This window comes from Akkermansia muciniphila (assembly GCF_018709685.1).
Classification (GTDB): domain Bacteria; phylum Verrucomicrobiota; class Verrucomicrobiia; order Verrucomicrobiales; family Akkermansiaceae; genus Akkermansia; species Akkermansia muciniphila_E.
In genome coordinates this window covers 21,137-36,142 of record NZ_JABDHQ010000008.1, presented here as the reverse complement: position 1 = coordinate 36,142, position 15,006 = coordinate 21,137, and the positions used below count along the sequence as shown (strand labels likewise).

General features: G+C 58.5%; 15 protein-coding genes and 1 other RNA gene. 10 read left to right on the top strand and 6 right to left on the bottom strand.

Translation table 11 applies throughout. From position 1 onward, the window contains the following. Nucleotides 1-17 precede the first annotated feature (17 nt). From HHJ06_RS06780 to HHJ06_RS06770, 3 genes are all read right to left on the bottom strand, one after another. Nucleotides 18-1,232, bottom strand: coding sequence for a bifunctional folylpolyglutamate synthase/dihydrofolate synthase (locus HHJ06_RS06780; protein WP_215428593.1), 1,215 nt, complete (start codon nt 1,230-1,232; stop codon nt 18-20). A 65-nt stretch (nt 1,233-1,297) separates the two neighbouring features. Further along, nucleotides 1,298-1,391, bottom strand: an RNA gene (ffs, locus tag HHJ06_RS06775) — signal recognition particle sRNA small type. A gap of 51 nt (nt 1,392-1,442) precedes the next feature. Then, the gene (locus tag HHJ06_RS06770; protein WP_215428592.1) at nt 1,443-2,459 is read right to left on the bottom strand and encodes a hypothetical protein; all 1,017 of its coding nucleotides are present in this window, start codon (nt 2,457-2,459) and stop codon (nt 1,443-1,445) included. A gap of 165 nt (nt 2,460-2,624) precedes the next feature. Here HHJ06_RS06770 and HHJ06_RS06765 point away from each other — a divergent pair, with 165 nt between their 5' ends. Next, complete coding sequence (locus tag HHJ06_RS06765) at nt 2,625-4,046, top strand: Gfo/Idh/MocA family protein (RefSeq protein WP_215428591.1); 1,422 nt, start codon at nt 2,625-2,627, stop codon at nt 4,044-4,046. A 127-nt stretch (nt 4,047-4,173) separates the two neighbouring features. Beyond that, nucleotides 4,174-5,412 carry an MBL fold metallo-hydrolase gene (locus HHJ06_RS06760; protein WP_215428590.1) on the top strand — a complete coding sequence of 413 codons (1,239 nt, stop codon included), beginning with the start codon at nt 4,174-4,176 and terminating at the stop codon, nt 5,410-5,412. Nucleotides 5,413-5,504: 92 nt separating this feature from the next. Here the strand turns inward: HHJ06_RS06760 and HHJ06_RS06755 are convergent, their stop codons facing one another. The 3 genes from HHJ06_RS06755 to HHJ06_RS06745 form a co-directional block, all read right to left on the bottom strand. Continuing rightward, a complete protein-coding gene (locus tag HHJ06_RS06755) occupies nt 5,505-8,192 on the bottom strand; it encodes a DEAD/DEAH box helicase (RefSeq protein ID WP_215428589.1) in 2,688 nt (895 codons plus the stop codon). A 79-nt stretch (nt 8,193-8,271) separates the two neighbouring features. Beyond that, the gene (locus HHJ06_RS06750; protein ID WP_215428588.1) at nt 8,272-9,729 is read right to left on the bottom strand and encodes a bifunctional metallophosphatase/5'-nucleotidase; all 1,458 of its coding nucleotides are present in this window, start codon (nt 9,727-9,729) and stop codon (nt 8,272-8,274) included. Nucleotides 9,730-9,768: 39 nt separating this feature from the next. Beyond that, nucleotides 9,769-10,119, bottom strand: a complete 351-nt coding sequence (locus tag HHJ06_RS06745; RefSeq protein WP_215428587.1) for a septal ring lytic transglycosylase RlpA family protein — start codon at nt 10,117-10,119, stop codon at nt 9,769-9,771. 303 nt (nt 10,120-10,422) lie between these two features. On the opposite strand from HHJ06_RS06745, the gene HHJ06_RS06740 reads away from it, so the two are divergent. The 8 genes from HHJ06_RS06740 (at nt 10,423) to rplO (ending at nt 14,981) form a co-directional block, all read left to right on the top strand. Then, entirely contained in the window at nt 10,423-11,295 is an 873-nt protein-coding gene (locus tag HHJ06_RS06740) for an NAD(+)/NADH kinase (protein WP_215428586.1), read from the top strand. A 230-nt stretch (nt 11,296-11,525) separates the two neighbouring features. After that, entirely contained in the window at nt 11,526-11,753 is a 228-nt protein-coding gene (rplX, locus tag HHJ06_RS06735; RefSeq protein WP_022396872.1) for a 50S ribosomal protein L24, read from the top strand. Between the two features lie 65 nt (nt 11,754-11,818). After that, complete coding sequence (rplE, locus tag HHJ06_RS06730) at nt 11,819-12,400, top strand: 50S ribosomal protein L5 (RefSeq protein WP_215428585.1); 582 nt, start codon at nt 11,819-11,821, stop codon at nt 12,398-12,400. A gap of 12 nt (nt 12,401-12,412) precedes the next feature. After that, entirely contained in the window at nt 12,413-12,814 is a 402-nt protein-coding gene (rpsH, locus tag HHJ06_RS06725; protein ID WP_215428584.1) for a 30S ribosomal protein S8, read from the top strand. A gap of 21 nt (nt 12,815-12,835) precedes the next feature. Then, on the top strand, nt 12,836-13,375 hold the full coding sequence (gene rplF, locus HHJ06_RS06720) for a 50S ribosomal protein L6 (protein ID WP_102714969.1): 540 nt from the start codon (nt 12,836-12,838) through the stop codon (nt 13,373-13,375). Between the two features lie 35 nt (nt 13,376-13,410). Then, entirely contained in the window at nt 13,411-13,773 is a 363-nt protein-coding gene (gene rplR, locus HHJ06_RS06715) for a 50S ribosomal protein L18 (RefSeq protein WP_215428583.1), read from the top strand. 17 nt (nt 13,774-13,790) lie between these two features. After that, nucleotides 13,791-14,462 carry a 30S ribosomal protein S5 gene (rpsE, locus tag HHJ06_RS06710; RefSeq protein WP_102725734.1) on the top strand — a complete coding sequence of 224 codons (672 nt, stop codon included), beginning with the start codon at nt 13,791-13,793 and terminating at the stop codon, nt 14,460-14,462. Between the two features lie 60 nt (nt 14,463-14,522). Beyond that, nucleotides 14,523-14,981 (top strand): 50S ribosomal protein L15, encoded by a 459-nt coding sequence (gene rplO, locus HHJ06_RS06705; RefSeq protein ID WP_215428582.1) that lies wholly within the window; start codon nt 14,523-14,525, stop codon nt 14,979-14,981. Nucleotides 14,982-15,006: the final 25 nt, after the last annotated feature.

Here is a 15,006-nt window from a genome sequence, read left to right as displayed (position 1 = left end):
GGAAGAAAGAAAAAAGGTTATTGGACGGTGCTGCGTTTTTCCGCATGGAGGAGCAGCGCTTTCAAATCCCCCAGCAGGAACAGGGAGCCTGCCGCTAGGGCCGGCAGGGGGGAGGCCAGGGCCGCATGCAGACCCTCCGGAAGGGAGGAATGGATGAATACGGGCCCCGTTTCCAGCTCAGCCAGCAGGGCGGACAGTTCTTCCGGCGGCATGATGCGGGGGGAGGAGCAGGGCACCAGGTGCCATTCTCCGGCAATCTCCCGCAAAACGGGAATCATGTCCCGGATGTGCTTGTCTGCGGAGGCGGCAAAAACCAGCGCCGCCTTCCGCCCGGGGAATTCTTCCCGCCAGGTGGCCGCCAGCACGCGCGCGGCATGTTCATTATGGGCCCCGTCCAGCACAAGGGCAGGGCAGGCCAGGCGTTCAAACCGTCCGGGCCACTGCACATTGGCCAGGGCTGCGCCGGCAACCGCCGGGGAGGGGAGGGCATGGAGCTGCTTCATGGTTTCCAGCGCCAGGGCGGCGTTTTCCCGCTGATGGGCTCCGGGCAGGGAAGGCTGCGGCGTTTCCCGGGTCATGCGGGCGACCGTGAGGGGGGAATGGCAGTCCCGCGCCGCCTGTTCAATGACGGCCATGGCTTCCGGGTGCTGGACAGCGGTGACGGCCGGCTTGCCCGGGGCGATGATGGCCGCCTTCTCCGCGGCAATCTGCGCCAGCGTGTCCCCCAGGTACTGCTGGTGGTCCAGCCCGATGGGGGCCAGCACGGCGATGTCCTTGGGAACGGCATTGGTGGCGTCCAGCCTGCCGCCCAGGCCCGTTTCCAGAATGATGAAGTTCACGCCGCTTTTGCGGAAGTGGCGCAGGGCAACGGCAAGCGCCAGTTCAAAGAAGGTGGGCGGCTGTTCCCAGGTTTCCGCCAGTTGTTTCAGGAAGGTGATTTCCTCCGCCAGCGCCTCCGGGGAAATCATCTGCCCGTTCACGCGGATGCGTTCGGAAAACTCCACCAGATGGGGGGACGTGAACAGGCCGGTTACGTAGCCCTGCGCCCTGGCCAGCGCCTCAATCATGGCGCAGGTGGAGCCTTTGCCGTTGGTACCGGCTACGTGCACCACCGTGGCGTCCGGGCGGTCCGCCCCGGCTGCCGCCAGCAGCTTTTCCGTATTCTCAAGCCCCAGCTTGATCCCGAAGAATTGAGTGGAAAAAAGCCAGTCAAGGGCGGCGGACGCGTTCATGGGCGGTATTCTACCATGGGAAGGCCCCGGTTCAATCCCCGGTATGGAGGGACATCAATAAAATACCGCCGGGAACGGACGCGGCAAACACGAACAAGCTACCGTTGCTACCTCTCGGTCCTGGCGGGGTTTGCCAGTCGTGCCTCCACGGGTTCCCGGCGGCCCACACAGTAAACTAGGTTTGCCGTGCATTGTCAACCATCAAGGAGATCATCTCCTTTTGCTGAAAGAGAGCAGGATGGAGATAAGCAGAACCACGCCGATGACGGCTGCCGCGGTGAAGAAAATCTCTTCCTCCTGCTTCAACCGGCTGCGCTCCCCTTCTATTTTTCCGTCCCTGACGCGCTGGAGCCCGTGCAGGACCTTGGCCTGTTCCTCCACGTCCGCCTCCGTACGCATGGCCAGTGTTTCCTCATGGCTGACCGCCTGGTCATAAGGGGCGATCATGGTGCGGAACTGCGGGTCTTCCGAAAGAATTTCCGTCTCGTCATATTCTTCCGCCAGCGGGGAGTTCATGGAATCCCGGAGGCTGGCAATCTGCCGGTCCACCTTGTTCTGGAACAGGGTCAGTTCCCTCTTGGCCTTCTCATAGGCCGCCGTCTGTTCACTGACCAGGGCTTCCCCCTTGCGGTTGACGCGGTCCAGTTCCTGCGGGAGGCTGGCCTGGAGCTTGAGCAGGTCCGCCCGGTTCTCCGTCACCTTGAAACCCTTGCTCTTCGTGTTGGAGGCTTCCGCGCGCTGGATGCGGTTGATGTCCAGCCGGGTTTCCACCTGGCGTATCTGTTCCTGAAGCCGGTCCCGGGCGGCAGCAAGCTGCTGGCGGGTGGTGTCCAGCTTGCTCTTGAGCTCCTCCACGTCCGCGGAACGCTGGTCATACTGTTCCAGGAGACGGGCTATCCGGCTTTCCACGGACCGCACATTGGGTTTTCCCTTGTCCGCCGGCATTGTTTTTTGTCCGGCGGCGGCCTGGTCCGCCTTCTCCATTTGGGCGTCCCAGTACTTGCGGATGGCCTCCTCCTTCCGCTGGATGGCCGCCTGGAGCCGTGCGGCCTGCTGCTCATGAAGCTCCGCCGCCTCGTCAAACCGTTCCCGGGCCGCATCCAGTTCCGGGTACGGCTCCTGCTCCATGGCTTTAATGGCCTCATGCTGCGGAACAAGGCCGGTTTCATAATAATCCCAGCCGTAATAGCCGCCGGCGAGCAACAGGATAAGGAGAAGATAACGCATAAGTTGAAGGAGGGTAGAGTCAGAAGTTAAACTTATAGTGGAAGTTCCGCCGGAATTTGCAAACTATAAAATCAGCCATCCGGAGCTTTTTCCCTCCGGAGGCGGAATAATGATAAATCCGCAGTCAGGGGCCCGTAAAGTTCTTTGAAACTATACTTTCAAACCATGTCTATTTTTTCATCACGCAGGCAATTTCTCAAATCCCTGGGGCTGGCGGCCGGAGCGGCTGCCGCCGGAAACGTTCTTCCCGGGCAGGCCCTGGATATTCCTTCCGGTGACAGCCTCTGGCGCTCCGGCGCCAAGGCATCCCCGCGGCCTTCCGGCTCCATGTACATGGGGGGGTTCAAGGCTCCCAGGCTGGACCGCATCAGGCTGGCCTTTATTGGCGTGGGAGGGCGCGGATTCTCCCATCTGGCGCAAATGTGCGTGATGGACGGCGTGGAAATTGTGGGCGTGTGCGATTTGAAGGAAGACCTGGCCAAGCGCGGCGTGGACCGCGTGCTGGCCAAAATGGGGAAAACGCCGCTGGGTTATTCCGGCGGGGACACGGCATACCTGACCATGCTGAAGGAACTGAAACCGGACGCCGTCATCATCAGCACGGACTGGAGCACGCACGCGAAAATCGCCTGTGACAGCATGAAGCACGGCGCGCACGCCTTTGTGGAAGTTCCGCTAGCCGTCTCCATGGAAGAACTCTGGGACCTGGTGGACACCAGCGAGGCCACCCGGAAGCACTGCATGATGATGGAAAACGTCAACTACGGGCGGGATGAACTCATGTTCCTGAACATGGTCCGGCAGGGCGTCATCGGCGAGCTGCTCCACGGGGAGGCCGCCTACATCCACTGCCTGGTGACGCAGCTGGGGGATACGCGCGGTGAAGGAGCCTGGCGGCCTGAATACCATACCAGAATCAACGCCAACCTGTACCCCACCCACGGCCTGGGCCCGGTGGCGCAATACATGGGACTGGCCCGCGGGGAAGACCATTTCAGCCGGGTAGCGGCGTTCGCTTCTCCCGCGCTGGGACGCAACGCGTACGCGAAGAAGCACCTCCCTGCGGACCACCGCTGGAACCGCACCCCCTTCATCTGCGGGGACATGAACACGGCCATCGTCAAGACGCAGCTGGGGCGCACCATCGTCGTCCAGCTGGATGAAACCTCTCCCCGGCCCTATTCCCGCGCCAACCTGATCCAGGGCACGGAAGGAACGCTTGCCGGCTTCCCGACCCGCGTGGCCGGTGAAAAGCTGGGCAACGGCAACTACCATGAATGGATTGAAGGCAGGGAGAAGCTGGCCGCCATCTATGAGAAGTATGACCACCCGCTCTGGAAGCGCATCGGGGATCTGGCCCAGAAGATGGGCGGGCACGGCGGCATGGACTTCGTGATGCTTTCCCGCATTGTGGAATGCTTGCAGAATGGGGAGCCGCTGGACCAGAACGTTTATGAAGGCGCCGCGTGGTCTTCCCTGCTGCCGCTGACGGCCCATTCCATCGCCCAGGGCGGCATGCCCGTGGAGTTCCCGGACTTTACCCGCGGAGACTGGAAAACCACCGCGCCGCTGGCCGTGATTTCCTGAATGGATTCCAGGTCTTGATGAAGTGGAAGTTGCGTTTTTAAGGACGCATAGGCAAGAATTCAATTAAAATGTTGAAAGGAAGTGATTTTTTTGAAATAAACAATCCTGAACGTTTATTGGAGAAAAAATGGAAAAAGATAGGATATACCTCTTCCGAACCATACATCCTGTAGGCCAGGGAGGCTTTTATACAGAGCGGTTTAAAGAAATTTCATATCTCAAAAAGAAATCGTACAATGTAGTCTATGATTGCGGAAGCGATACTGGAAAAGCCGGAAATGGAATATCCAGGTACGTGCAGAGGGAAATTGATTCTGTCTTTTCCAGGAATGAAAAAATAGATATTGTCTTCATTTCCCATTTGGATAACGACCACATCAATGGCCTGGAGTATTTGATTAGGGAGCATGATGTGCGGAATATTTGTATTCCTCTGCTCAATAGTAATGAGAAATTGCTGGCCTTGGTAAAATGCGCTGTTGAAGGCCTCAGGGAAACCTCCTTTGTGTACAAGTTCATTCTTGACCCCGTGGAAAGTGTGCGCGGACTCCCTACGCCTCCGCAGATTATTTTCGTGAGTCCTCTGGGGGAAAATTTTGAAAACAGTGAAAGATCAATCCTGTCTGTTAATCAATTTCCGGATAATTTAAAAACCGGAAATCAGATCGTTTTAAAGAATTCGGAAAGTATAGGAATTCCCAGCCTTCATGGGAAAATGGGGTATTTCTGGATCTATTTCCCTGTGAATCTGGATGGAGAGGAGCTTTCTGAAAAGCTGGAAGAGTATTTAAAAAAAGAAAAAATTCCTGTTCCGACGAATTCGGAGGAAATAAAAACGTTGCTGAAAAACAGAAGTGCTTTTAAAAAATTAAAAGCATTCTATCAGGCACTCCCGCATGGTGGAATAAACGCTCATTCAATGATGGTGTATTCCGGGCCATGCGAAGAAGACAGCTGCCGCCTGGCAGATTTCCGGAGGCTTGCGTATAAGGATTGGCCTCCCACCCTGTATGCTCATTTATATTATGAAAAATTGTATAGATACCCTAAATACTCAGGGTGTATGTATACGGGGGATTTTGCCGTTAATAAGATAAAATGGTCACAGGTGAGAACATACTGTGCTCCACTGACCGATCATATAGGAGTGCTGCAGATACCCCATCATGGTTCCAGACATAATTATGATTCCTGCATGCTGAAAAGTAATCCGGTTTGTTTTATTTCTGCCGGAAAGTCTAATAAGTACGGACATCCGGACAGGATGGTGCTGGAGGATGTATTCATGGAAACACAGGCGTTTCCTCTGCTGGTAACAGAGTCCAGGCGGGACCAGGTTAATTTCATTTATGAAATTGAACCATAGGCTTTTTCATTTTTCCCAAATGTTTTGGATGGGATAGGTCATCGCAGGGATTCAAGAGAGGAACTGTTATCCTGAATTTCCGTCCTGAAATATCAGGAATGGTAGCGGGAAAATAAGTTATTCAATTCTTCCGCATTCATGTTCATGAGCCATTGTTCCGGGCCTCCTGAGAACAGGTCGTCCGCCATGCGGCGTTTTTCCGCCAGCATGGCGTCAATGCGGTCCTCAATGGTGCCGCGGCAGATCAGGCGGTGCACCAGCACGTTCCGGTGCTGGCCGATGCGGTAGGCCCGGTCCGTAGCCTGGTTCTCCACGGCGGGATTCCACCAGCGGTCCACATGGATGACGTGGGATGCCTGGGTGAGCGTCAGGCCGGTTCCGGCGGCTTTCAGGGACAGGATGCAGAAGGGAGGGCCGGATTCCTTCTGGAAGGCGTTCACGATGTCCTGCCGCTCCGGAATGGGGGTGCCCCCGTGCAGCGTAAGCCCGGAGCGGCCGAAGACAGTGGAGAGCAGGTCATGCAGGTGCGGGATGATGGAGCGGAACTGGGTGAAAAGGATGGCTTTTTCCTGCCGGGCGGCGATGGAGGCACACAGTTCCTGAAGGCGCAGGAATTTTCCGGAGCGCTCCGGGGCATAGTCGTCTGTGCCCTGGAACTGGGCGGGATGGTTGCAAATCTGCTTGAGGCGCGCCAGTACGGGAAGAATCAGCATGAGGCGCGTGGCGGGGTCCGGTTCATCCAGCATGGCGTGCAGGGCGTCTATCTGCGTCTGGTACAGGGCGGCCTGTTCCGGCGTGAGGGGGCAGTAGGCGGGGATTTCCGTCTTGTCCGGCAGGTCCGGCACCAGCGCCGGGTCCGTCTTCATCCTGCGCAGGATAAAAGGGCGCACCAGGCGGCGCAGCGGGGCATAGCCGCGTTCCAGGGTGCGGGTGAAGGTTTCAAAGCTCTTCCTGTTTCCCAGCAGTCCCGGATTCAGGAATTCCATCAGGCTCCATAGCTCATTCAGGTTGTTTTCCACCGGCGTGCCGGACAGGGCGGCGCGCCGTTCCCCGTGCAGGGAGCGGATGGCGCGGGAGCGTGCGGAACCGGCGTTTTTAATGGCCTGCGCTTCATCCAGTATAATGGCCGGAAAGTGCAGTTCCACCAGGCCAGGCGTGCGTGCCGCCATGCCGTACGTGGTGATGACGGCGTGGCAGTTTTCACGGTGCGTTCTTTCCCCCGGCCGCCATGAGTCCGGAGCGGAGGGGTGCATGATGCGCAGCGCGAGCTCCGGAGCGAAGCGCTCCGCTTCTTCCTTCCAGTTGGACAGGAGGGAAGCCGGAGCCACGATCAGGGCCGGGAGGCCGTCCAGCCGTCCTTCCCTGCGCAGGGCATCCAGCCACGCGATGGCCTGGAGGGTTTTTCCCAGTCCCATGTCGTCCGCCAGGCAGGCGCCGAAGCCGCGTTCCGTCACCCGGTACAGGAAGCCAAAGCCCTCTTTCTGGTAGGGCCGCATCAGCGCGTCTAAATGAGGCGGGAGCTCCGGCACGGATACGGGAACCTCCCCGGCCAGGATGTCCAGCACCTGCTGAAGCCCCTTACCCGGTTCCATCACGCAGTCTTCATCCGGTTCCGGAAGCTGTACCAGCTGGCCGGAGGGGCCGTTGACCAGCAACCTGAGCCCCTGCACCAGGGGAATGCCGAGAGAGCTCATCATGCGCGCGGCCTTGTTCCACCGGTCCATCAGGTCCCGGACCTTCTGGGCATCCACGCGCACCCATTCCCCCTTGAAGCGGATCAGGCCGTCCCCGTTGTTGAGCAGTTCTTCCAGTTCCTCCGGTGCCAGGTCCCTGCCTCCCAGCGTGGCGGAGACGGAGAATCTCAACAGGCTGTGGACGGAAAGGCCGGAGGAATGGGCCGTTTTTTCCCCGCCGGGAGCATCCGCCGTGACTTTCACCTGTAATTTGGGAGGGGCCTTTTTCCACAGGTTCACCATGCGCACGATGATGCCCGCGCGTTCATACGCCGGAGAGTCCTGAAGGAAGTCCCGCGCTTCCGGAGCGCTCCAGGCCAGCGGGGCGTAAATCTTGCCGGTGTCCAGCAGGCGCTGGAGCAGGGGGCTTTCCCGCGCCGCTTCCTTCAGCGGCTGGAGCACGGCCAGCAGGGCCGTATGGTTCCCTTCATGAAGTTTCAGGGCGGTGGAAAGGGGGAGGTGGCGCACCTGGTTATCCGCCGCACTCTGATGCGCGAAGGTAGCCATAAAGGCAAAGGGGCGGGAGCCCGTGGCGTCATCCCGGTTTTCCGCCAGGTGGAAGAATACCTTGCCTATCTGGTTCCAGGGGGCGCCCAGGCTGTTCAGCCATGCGGCGGGAGTAATGCCGCGTGCGGAGATTTCCCTGCTCACCAGCCGCCGGAAGTCCCAAAGCCACCCTGCGATGACGCCGGGAGTCACGTATTCCGCGCCCGGTACGGGAGGGAACTGCTCCGCCAGGGCCGTTCTTTCCGCTGCGGAGCCCGGCAGGTGGTCCAGAACGGCATCCACCTCATCCGGTCTTTCCGCGGCGGCATGCGCCATGCGAGTGAGCGCCTGGCGCGCCAGATTCCTGATGAAATAAGCGGCCGGGTCCGGCGTGGTTTCCCAGTTGGAGACGGCCAGGGCATACAGCCCGTTTCCGGCTCCTTCTTCAAACAGGCGGTCCAGGGGGGGAATATCCGTCACGAGCGCCCCGGAGGGAAGAATGCGGAAACCGCTGAAGTTCCGCTCCTCTTCCGGCGCTGCATGATGGGGGTCCGGCTGCATGGCTGGCGGGACTGTAGCATGCCGGCGCGGCTTGTTCAATCCATCCTGCCGCGCTGTGGCATGCAGTTCCCGTGCGGCGTTACAGGGCGAAGGTGTTCGTCTTGATGATGGGCAGTTTGGGCGGCGGCGGGTTGAAAAGCTCCTTGATTTGTTTCAGGTAGGTAATCACGGCTTCGCGGACTTTAATGCCGGTGGGTTTGCCGTTACCCCTTTGAGGAAACTTGAAATTATTGCACAGGTAGTCTCCCATCGCCACGGTATAGACCATGTTATTCTTCAGGGTGCTGGAGATGCTTGGCGTAACGCCGTCCATAATCTGGTAGGAAAAGCCGGAGCAGTAAACTTCCAGAATGCCGCCCTCATCCTCTGACGGAGACATGAATTTGGACAGGATCAGCTGTTCAATGTCCGCCTTGCTCATGGAGCAGGTGACGATCTTTTCCCGGAAGGGCTCCATTTCATAAATGTCCTTGATCGTAATGGGTCCCTTGCAGAGATGGCTCTTGGCCCTGACGCCGCCGCGGTTGTAAATGGCTATGTCGGCATTGGAGGCCTGCTGGATGGCCTTGCAGAAAATGGTGCCTATGGTGACGTGCGTGAGGTCCTCCCCGGCTACGCCTACCTGCTGCTTGAAAAGCGGGTTTCCGGTGAACTTCTTCACCAGCTTTTCCACTTCCGGGTCGTCAGGTATCTTGCCGTTCAGCTCGATGGTCTTGGTTGATTTGGAGAGGATGGAGACTGGCTTTTCCGTGGAGAAGGTAATTTCCGTAACGCCTGCATGGCTCAACCTGTGGCCCGTGTGGCTGAGCAGGGTACCGGTCTTGAGCTGTCCGTTGGGCAGCATGACATGGGTATGACCGCCCAGAATGACGTCGATATTCGGTGAATACCTCATCATTTTCATGTCGTGTTCGTAACCCAGGTGGCTCAGGATGATATTAATGGTGTTATGGTGCAGGCGGAACCTGTCCATGATGCTCTTGTAGTCGTCTTCATCCGGCAGCTTCCATGAAATGCCTCCCATCCTCCGGACGTCCGTGGTCTGCAGGTCTGCCAGCCCGATGAACCCTACGGAAATGGGAGTGCCCTTGAGAGGTATGCTGACATACGGTGAAAAACAATTTGTCAGCGTGGGGGAGGCATTGACGTTGGTAAGGACAAACTTGGTGCGCGGCATCCCCTTGATGTGGTCGCGGAGGGCCTCCTGTCCGTAATCCAGGTCATGGTTCCCGACGGTCGCCAGATCATACCCCAGCTTGTTCATCAGGATGGTGAGGGGTTCGCCCCGTTTTTCCCACTCGTCCACGTAGGGATTGCCCATGAAATAATCCCCTGAATCAACCAGCAGGACGTGCGGGTACTTGGCGCGGTACTGTTTTACCAGCGTGGCCAGTTTGGGTAATTTGTCCAGATTGCCGTGAATATCGCCGGTGGAAATAATGATCAGCGTTTTATTGGGGTCCGATTTCAGCTTCTGGGCCAGGGAGAACGGGCACAGGCAGGCCAGACCGGCAAGAATAATGCGAGGCGGAATCATGGACGGAAAAATAGAGCTGCGGAAAGGATGGAATGGTGATTAACGGGCGAAAACCTCGTAAGGCCCGTCGCCCACGGAAATGACTTCCAGACGGACCTTGGATACGCCGCGGCTGCGCAGGCCGATGCGGCTTGCGGCGGACGCGGTGAGGTCAATCAGGCGGTTGCTGTGAAAAGGTCCGCGGTTGTTGATGCGGACGATGGCGGATTTTCCGGTTGCCAGGCAGGTGACTTTCACCTTGCACGGCATCGGCAGGGTGGTGTGGGCTGCGGTCATGGAGCTCTGGGGATTGATGTACTCTCCGGAGGAGGTCTTCATGCTGCGGCCTTTTCCGCCGTACCATGAGGCATAGCCGGTTTCACTGTATTTCAGGGCATCAGCCACGCTCATGGGTGTATATCTTTTCCCCCGCACCCGGTAGGGCGCATTTTTTACATGCGCTTCTGCCGCTTGTACGGACGGGGCCGTTTTCCGTGCGCACTTCTCCGTGGTGGAGCAGGCCGGCATCAGAAAAAGCAGCAGGACGGGGATGGACCAATTCACGCTTTTTATCCTTAACACATGTTTATAATCTTGTATAACAAAAAAGAAACAGGAATTGAAATTTAAGGGGTAGGGAGGTCAGGGAGGAATCTTCCGCCCGCTGAGGTTTACCAGTTGAGCGGTGTGGAAAAATGCAGTATGCTTGCCCGCATGAATCCTTCCAAGGTAATTGGCCTGGTCGCACTGGCGGAGAAACCCGGGCTGCCGGAGGCGCTGCGCATCATGCGCCGTGAGCTTGCCCGCCACGGGCTGGGCTCCTGCGTTATTGAAACGCCTGATGCCCTGGAACAGTGCATCACCCGGTGCAGCCTGCTGGTGACGTTCGGAGGGGACGGCACCATGCTTACCGTCTCCACCCTGGCGGCCATGCACCATGTGCCCCTGGCGGGGGTGAACCTGGGGCGCCTGGGATTCATGACCACCTGTTCCGTGCAGGAACTGCCGCTGCTGGCGTATGCCCTCCAGGAGGGATCCTACCTGACGGATGACCGCTCCATGCTGGAGGTGGTCAAGATGGGGGTGGACGGCTCTCCGGCACCGCTCCGCAAGCTGGCGCTGAATGAGGTTTCCCTCATCCGCGCCCAGTCCGGCAAGATGGTGGACCTGGATGCGGAGATAGACGGAGAACTGCTGAACCGCTACCATGCGGACGGCGTCCTGGTCTCCACCCCCACCGGTTCCACTGCGTACTCCCTTTCCGCGGGGGGGCCTCTGGTATGGCCCATGTCCCGGGTGGTGTGCGTCACCCCCATCTGCCCGCACAGCCTGACCAACCGCTCCGTGGTGCTTCCGGATACCATGACCATCCGCCTGCGCCCCCGCGAGCGCCGCGGCCGCTTTGATTCCATGGTTTATTCCCTGGACGGCCGTTCCGCCTACCCCATTGAAGTGGGAGAAAGCCTCGTGATCCGGAAAGCTCCGGAAACCCTCTCCCTGGTTCATCTCCGGAAGCAGAACTTCGGCGCCCTTCTCAGGGCCAAGCTGCGCTGGCAGGGCGCGGAGATTCCCACGGATGATGAGTAAACCCTTACGGAGGCCCGGAAGCCGCCGTCCGGCGGCCTGTTCCCGCAGCGGCGGCTTTGGCGGGCCGGAGAGAGCCCTCCATTTATCGTTCCGCATTGGCGGAGGGGCGGTAAAACTATTTTTTTAGGATGCGGGCTTGACGAAAAGGCCCATCCTATCATACTCTTCCTGCCCTACCACCAAGGGGGTGGTAGATCTTAATCGCATAAACGCGTAAGAAATAGTCATATATGAAGACCCACGTGAAAAAAGGTGATGAAGTAGAAATCATCGCCGGACGTAACCACAAGGGCAAGCGCGGCACCGTTCTCGCCGTAAATGCTTCCAAAGGTACTGTCATCGTAGAAGGCGTCCGCACCCTGAAAAAGGCTGTGCGCCCGACCGAACAGAACCCGGAAGGCGGCATTCAGGAGATCAACGGCCCGATTCACATCTCCAACGTGAAAAAAGTAGGCTAGGCCTCCGGCCTGACCCTGCGCTTAAGCCATACCAATCATTAATAAAGAGCTGACCCGCTAAAACAATGAGTACACCAACACTGCAAACATACTACCGTGAAAAGGTCGTTCCCGGCCTTCAAGCGAAGCATGCATACAAGAACGTGCATCAGATTCCCCGCCTGGAGAAGATTGTTGTCACCTCCTGCATGGGCAAGCACCCGGACCGCAAGCAGGCCGTGGAAGATGCCGTCAACGAAATTGCCAAAATCACCGGACAGAAGCCGTCCACTACCTTTGCCCGCAAGAGCGTGGCCAACTTCAAGGTGCGTGAAGGCGAACCTCTGGGAGCCCGCGTAACGCTGCGCGGTGCCCGCATGTGGGAATTCCTGGACCGTTTCATCAACGTTACGGCTCCGAACATCCGCGACTTCCGCGGCCTCCCCTACAAGTCCTTTGACGGCAACGGGAACTATGCTATCGGTATCTCTGACCAGTCCATCTTCCCGGAAATCGAACTTGACCAGATCAAGCGCCAGATCGGCTTCGACATCATTTTCGTGACCACCGCTCCTACGGACGATGAAGGCCGCGACCTGCTCCGCGCCCTGGGCGTTCCCATGCGCGAACCGAAGAAGGCCGAAGAAACTCAACCCGCTAACGCCTAACTATTTCTTACCATGGCCGTATTAAGTGACCCCATTTCCGACTTCCTCACCCGCCTGAAAAACGCCAGCCTGGCCGGCAACGAGGAATTTACCGCTCCCTGCTCCAACATCAAGGTGGAAATCGCCCGGATTCTGCAGGAAGAAGGCTACATTTGGAACTATGAAGTGACCGGTGAAGGCACCAAGAAGCAAATCAAGGTGAAGACCAAATTTACCTCCCAGGGCAAGCCGGTCGTTACCGACGTGAAGCGCAGCTCCAAGCCGGGCCGCCGTCAGTACGTTTCTTCCGAGGACATTCCCCGCGTTCTCAGTGGGCTTGGCATTGCCATCGTCTCCACCTCCCGTGGTGTGATGACCGGTGCGCAGGCGCGCAAGCAGAGCATTGGTGGCGAACTTCTCGCCCTTGTCTGGTAACCATTAACATTTCCTAAACATATGTCCCGAGTTGGTAAAAAATCCATCACATTGCCGGACAAGGTAACGGTAAAGGTTAACGGCTCTTCCGTTCAGGTGGAAGGCCCCAAAGGCAAGCTTTCCTGGACTCTCCCGGAAGGCATCACCGCCACCGTTGAAGGCAATCAGCTGTCCGTTGACCGCGCCGGCGAAAGCCGCCAGCTTCGCGCCCTGCACGGCACGAACCGTTCCCTGTTGAACAACATGGTCATCGGCGTTTCCGAAGGCTTCGTCAAGAACCTTGAAATCATCGGTGTCGGTTTCCGCGCCGCCGTCAAGGGCAACATCCTGGACCTGAACCTGGGCAAGTCCCATCCGATCAACCAGGTAATTCCCGAAGGCCTCAAGGTGACCGTGACGGAAAACACGAAAGTGACGGTTGAAGGCGTTGACAAGCAGGTCGTAGGCCAGTTTGCCGCTGAAGTCCGTGCGTACTATCCCCCGGAACCCTACAAGGGCAAGGGCGTGCGCTTTGCCGGTGAAGTTATCCGCCGCAAGGAAGGCAAGAGCGTCGGTAAGTAATTCAGGTAATAACTATTACAACATATTTATACACGATGAGTACTATCAATCGCAAAGCCACCCGCGCCAAGGTCCGCCGCCGCATCCGCAGAAAGCTCTCCGGAACGGCTTCCCGTCCCCGCCTGGCTGTCTATTTCTCCAACCGTCACGTCTATGCCCAGATCATCGACGACACGGTGGGCAAGACCATCTGCTCCGCTTCCACGGCCGATGCCTCCATCGCCGATCCTTCCAAGCTCGCCAACTGCGCTACCGCCACCAAGGTGGGCAACCTGATTGGTGAACGTGCGAAGGCCGCCAACGTCACTGAAGTCGTCTTCGACCGCGGTGGTTTCAAGTTCTGCGGCAAGGTAAAGGCCCTGGCCGATGCCGCCCGTGAAACTGGTTTGAAATTCTAATTGAAAGATTCCCTTAAATGAATAACGAAACGGAAAACACTGCTCCTGCTACGGAAGCCGCCGCTCCCGCTCAAGCGCAGCAACCCGCACCGGGCGGCCGCGACTTCCGCGGTCCCCGCGGACCCCGCCGTGATGGCCAGAATGGCCGCGGACCCCGTGGTCCCCGCCGTGACGGCCGCCGTGGCCCCCAGGCTGAAGCTCCCGTGGAAGAAGGCCCCCAGCTGGCTGAAAAGGTTGTGTTCATCAACCGTTGCGCCAAGGTCGTCAAAGGCGGCCGCCGCTTCTCCTTCTCCGCCCTCGTCGTGAGCGGCGACATGGAAGGCCGCGTAGGCTTCGGCTTCGGCAAGGCCAATGAAGTGGCAGACGCCATCCGCAAGGCTACGGAATCCGCCAAGCGCCAGCTTCGTCCGGTTTCCATCGCCAACGGCACCATTCCGCATGAAGTCTACTCCGAATTCGGCGGCGGCAAGGTTCTTCTGAAGCCTGCCTCCCCCGGTACCGGCCTCATTGCCGGCAACACCATCCGTGCCGTGCTGGAAGCAGCCGGCGTGCGTGACATCGTTGCCAAATCCCTCGGTTCCTCCAACCATGCCAACGTGGTGAAGGCTACCCTGCAGGCGCTCGCTTCCCTGCGTACGAGCGACCAGGTTCTTGCCGACCGCGGCAAGAAGAAGGAAAAGGCCATCTAATCCAAAGGAGGCGGCTGCCCGGCGCCGCCGCCTCCACGAAATCCAACCATTGTAAATAACATGTTACAGCTTCATACGATTAAGCCCAATCCCGGAGCCAAGCACCGCAAAAAGCGCCTCGGCAACGGGGAAAGCTCCGGTCTCGGCAAGACCTGCGGCAAAGGCAACAAGGGCCAGAAGGCCCGTTCCGGCGGCTCCATCCGTCCGGGGTTTGAAGGCGGCCAGATGCCCCTTCACCGCCGTCTGCCTAAGAAGGGGTTCAACAACACCCGCTTCCAGGACAAAATCCTCATCATCAACCTCTCCCAGCTCGAACGCGTGTTTGAAGCCGGCGCTACGGTTGATGAAAACACCCTGCGTGCAGCCAAGCTCGTTCAAGGTCCCTGTGACGCCGTGAAGCTTCTCGGCAACGGCACCCTGACCAAGAGCCTGAACGTAGTCGTGGACTTCGTGAGCGCCAGCGCCCGCGAAAAGGTGACTCAGGCCGGTGGCACCGTCACTGTGCTCAGCGAAGCCTAATCACATTTGGCGAACCGGGTCATGC